This is a genomic window from Streptomyces sp. NPDC059456 (assembly GCF_042750055.1).
In the GTDB taxonomy this organism is placed as follows: Bacteria; Actinomycetota; Actinomycetes; order Streptomycetales; family Streptomycetaceae; genus Streptomyces.
In genome coordinates this window covers 2,379-5,852 of the sequence record NZ_JBHYVA010000548.1, presented here as the reverse complement: position 1 = coordinate 5,852, position 3,474 = coordinate 2,379, and the positions used below count along the sequence as shown (strand labels likewise).

The 3,474-nt window shown below is 72.9% G+C and carries 4 protein-coding genes; 3 read left to right on the top strand and 1 reads right to left on the bottom strand.

Annotation, left to right across the window (positions count from 1 at the left end; translation table 11 throughout):
* From ACFXA3_RS32980 to ACFXA3_RS32970, 3 genes are all read left to right on the top strand, one after another.
* Positions 1-886 (top strand): NAD(P)/FAD-dependent oxidoreductase (locus tag ACFXA3_RS32980; protein ID WP_385192888.1); only part of this gene is annotated, 886 nt, incomplete at its 5' end.
* Positions 887-1,036: 150 nt separating this feature from the next.
* Positions 1,037-2,137: an LLM class flavin-dependent oxidoreductase gene (locus ACFXA3_RS32975; protein WP_385192886.1), complete on the top strand. Its 1,101-nt coding sequence runs from the start codon at positions 1,037-1,039 to the stop codon at positions 2,135-2,137.
* Positions 2,134-2,787: a CE1759 family FMN reductase gene (locus tag ACFXA3_RS32970; protein ID WP_385192883.1), complete on the top strand. Its 654-nt coding sequence runs from the start codon at positions 2,134-2,136 to the stop codon at positions 2,785-2,787. The genes ACFXA3_RS32975 and ACFXA3_RS32970 overlap by 4 nt, the downstream gene beginning before the upstream one ends.
* 41 nt (positions 2,788-2,828) lie before the next feature.
* On the opposite strand, the gene ACFXA3_RS32965 is transcribed toward ACFXA3_RS32970, so the two are convergent.
* Entirely contained in the window at positions 2,829-3,428 is a 600-nt protein-coding gene (locus ACFXA3_RS32965) for a TetR family transcriptional regulator (RefSeq protein ID WP_385192880.1), read from the bottom strand.
* Between the last annotated feature and the right edge of the window lie 46 nt (positions 3,429-3,474).

Here is a 3,474-nt window from a genome sequence, read left to right as displayed (position 1 = left end):
AACGACCTCACGGATCGAGAACGACCGCGGCTTCCCCGGGGGGCTCTCGGGTAACGACCGTGCCCAGCGCGCCCGGCAACCGGCCCGCCGGGCGCGCGTCGAGTGGCAGCCCACCCGGGTGGCCAGCCGGGTGACCCCGACGGACACGGGCGGGCAGGCCGTCGAGTTCGTCAAGGCGGGCACCGACGAGACGGCCTCGGTGACGGCTGCCGCCGTGGTGGTCGCCACGGGGGTGGACTGGAACCGCCTGACGGCTCCCGGCGTCGACCGCTTCCTCAACTCCGGCGTGTACTACGGGTCGTGCCTCTCCGATGCCCCCTCGACCGTCGGGGAGGACGTGTTCATGGTGGGCGCGGGCAATTCCGCCGGCCAGGCCGCCCTCTACTTCGCGCGCTACGCCCGCTCCGTGACCCTGCTGGTACGGGGCACCGAACTCGGCGCGTCCATGTCGAGCTACCTCGTGCAGCGCATCGAGCGCACCCCGGGCCTGCGGGTCCTGCTGGGCACCGAGGTCGCCGAATGCCTGGGCGGGGCCACGCTCACCGGGCTCCGGCTCAAGGACCGCGACGGCGGGGAGCGGACCGTCCCCGCGCACTGCCTGTACGTCCTGATCGGCGGCCGCCCGTCGACGGAGTGGCTCGGCGGCGCGCTGCAGCTCGACGGCCGTGGATACGTCCTGACCGGCAGCGGTGGGGCCGGTCAGGACGCGCTGCCGATGGAGACCAGCCGGCCCGGGGTGTTCGCGGTGGGTGACGTGCGGTCCGGATCCGTCAAGCGGGTCGGTGCCGCCGTCGGCGAGGGCGCCGCGGTGGCCCAGTCCCTGGTCGAGTACCGGCGGCGGCATCCGGAGCGCTTCCGGGACGCGCGGACGTCCTGCGGCTTCTGAGGGCGGGGCGCCGCTCCCGGCCTTCGGCGATGCCAGGGTCCCCGGTCCGCGGGCGGACCGGGGACCTGCGCGTTCCGCCGGGGAATACCGCGTGCGCGGTCCCCGTTCCCGGGTATAGTTGAATCGTAAACAACCTCGGGAAGGGGAGCCATGCAGTTCGGGATCTTCACCGTCGGCGACGTCACGGCCGATCCGACGACGGGACGCGCGCCCGGCGAACACGAGCGCATCAAGGCGATGCTCGCCATCGCGCAGAAGGCCGAGGAGGTCGGCCTCGACGTCTTCGCCACCGGTGAGCACCACAATCCGCCGTTCGTCCCCTCCTCGCCGACGACGATGCTCGGCTACATCGCCGCGCGCACCGAGCGACTGATCCTGTCCACGTCGACGACGCTGATCACCACGAACGACCCGGTGAAGATCGCCGAAGACTTCGCGATGCTCCAGCACGTCGCCGACGGCCGCGTCGACCTGATGACGGGCCGTGGCAACACCGGCCCGGTCTACCCCTGGTTCGGCAAGGACATCCGCGACGGAATCGACCTGGCCATCGAGAACTACGCGCTGCTGCGCCGCCTGTGGGACGAGGACGTCGTCACCTGGAAGGGCAAGTTCCGCACCCCCCTCCAGTCCTTCACCTCCACTCCCCGCCCCCTCGACGGCGTCGCCCCCTTCGTCTGGCACGGCTCCATCCGCTCCCCGGAGATCGCCGAGCAGGCCGCCTACTACGGCGACGGCTTCTTCCACAACAACATCTTCTGGCCGGCCTCCCACACCAAGCAGATGGTGAACCTGTACCGCGAGCGCTACGCCCACTACGGGCACGGCACCCCCGAGCAGGCCGTCGTCGGACTCGGCGGACAGGTCTTCATGCGCAAGAACTCCCAGGACGCGGTCCGCGAGTTCCGTCCGTACTTCGACAACGCACCCGTGTACGGTCACGGCCCCTCCCTGGAGGAGTTCACCTCCCAGACCCCGCTGACCGTCGGCTCGCCGCAGCAGGTCATCGAGCGGACCCTGTCCTTCCGGGAGTACGCGGGCGACTACCAGCGCCAGCTCTTCCTGATGGACCATGCGGGCCTGCCCCTGAAGACGGTCCTGGAGCAGCTCGACCTGCTGGGCGAGGAGGTCGTACCGGTGCTGCGCAAGGAGTTCGCGAACCTGCGCCCGGCCGGGGTGCCGGACGCGCCGACCCACGCGGCCCGCGTCGCGGCGGCCCGGGACACCACGGAGCGGGAGGCCCGGGCATGAAGCTCGTCGTCGTATCGGCCGGCCTGAGCTCCCCGTCCTCCACCCGACTGCTCGCCGACCGCCTCACGGCGGCGACGCTCGGCCACGTGGACGCGGAGCCGGAAGTGATCGAACTGAGGGACCTGGCGACGGAGACGGCCCGGCACTTCGTCACCGGGTTCCCGCCGGCCCGGCTGGCGGCGGCGCTCGACGCGGTGGCGGCCGCGGACGGCCTGATAGCCGTGACGCCGGTGTTCGCGGCCTCGTACAGCGGCCTGTTCAAGTCGTTCTTCGACGTCATGGACAAGGACGCCCTCACCGGGAAGCCGGTGCTCCTCGGCGCGACCGGCGGAACGGCCCGGCACTCCCTGGTGACCGAGCACGCGATGCGCCCCTTGTTCACCTACCTGCGGGCGCTCGTCCTGCCGACCGCGGTGTACGCGGCGTCGGAGGACTGGGGCGGCGACGGGCTGGCCCAGCGGATCACCCGTGCGGGCGCGGAGCTGGCGCGCTCCATGGCGCCCGCCGGGGCGGACGGAGCCCCGGACCTCGGCACCGCCGCCGCGATCGCACCCCGGTCCCTGACGGGGGCGATCACGTCGGTGGACCCGGCGGACGGCTTCGAGGTGGTGCCGTTCGCACACCGCCTGGCCGCACTCCGGGTCGACTAGAACCCGATCCGGAGGACGACGGGCCCTGGCCGGCACCGGTGTCAGGCGCCGTCGACGAGGCGTTGGAGGCCGGGCGCGTACAGGTCGGCCAGGCGCTCGGCGCTCGTGTGCGCGCTCGCCCCGTCCGGGCGGTGCAGGCTCAGCGTGGCGCCCAGGCCCAGCAGCTGGCCGGCGATCAGCTCGGCCCGGAGCCCGGCGTCAGGCCCCGTCAGGGCGGCGGCCAGCCTGCCAGTGACCTGCTCGCGGAAGCGCTCCCGGAGCCGGGTGCGTTCGTCCTCGATGCCGAGGGAGAACACCACCCGCAGCAGCGGGTCCCCGTGCAGGCGGTCCCGCAGTTCGACCATCGTCAGGACCAAGTGCCGCCCGAGCTCCGGCGACGGGGCGGCGAACAGTTCGTCGGCGGCCGCCCCGAAGTCGGCCACCGTGTTGAACAGGGCCTCCTTGCTGCCGAACCGCTTCACGATCAGCGAGGGGCTCACCCCGGCGGCCGCTGCGATGCCGCGCATGGTGACCTCGGCGTAGGGCCGCAGGGTGAACGCCCGGCGCGCGGCCCGCACGATGGCGTCGCGCCCGTTCCCGGCACCCGCCCGCCCGTCGGCGGAGGCGTCCGGTGGCGGTGCGGATCCGTCGGTGGTGCTCATGCGCTCTCCCGGGCGGCGGTCGCGGACGCTGACACCGCGACCGTAC

Bases quoted from the DNA above. Each gene is read 5' to 3' on its own strand.
- ACFXA3_RS32975 (WP_385192886.1), top strand. From the start codon at position 1,037: ATGCAGTTCGGGATCTTCACCGTCGGCGACGTCACGGCCGATCCGACG.
- ACFXA3_RS32970 (WP_385192883.1), top strand. From the start codon at position 2,134: ATGAAGCTCGTCGTCGTATCGGCCGGCCTGAGCTCCCCGTCCTCCACC.
- ACFXA3_RS32965 (WP_385192880.1), bottom strand. From the start codon at position 3,428: ATGAGCACCACCGACGGATCCGCACCGCCACCGGACGCCTCCGCCGAC.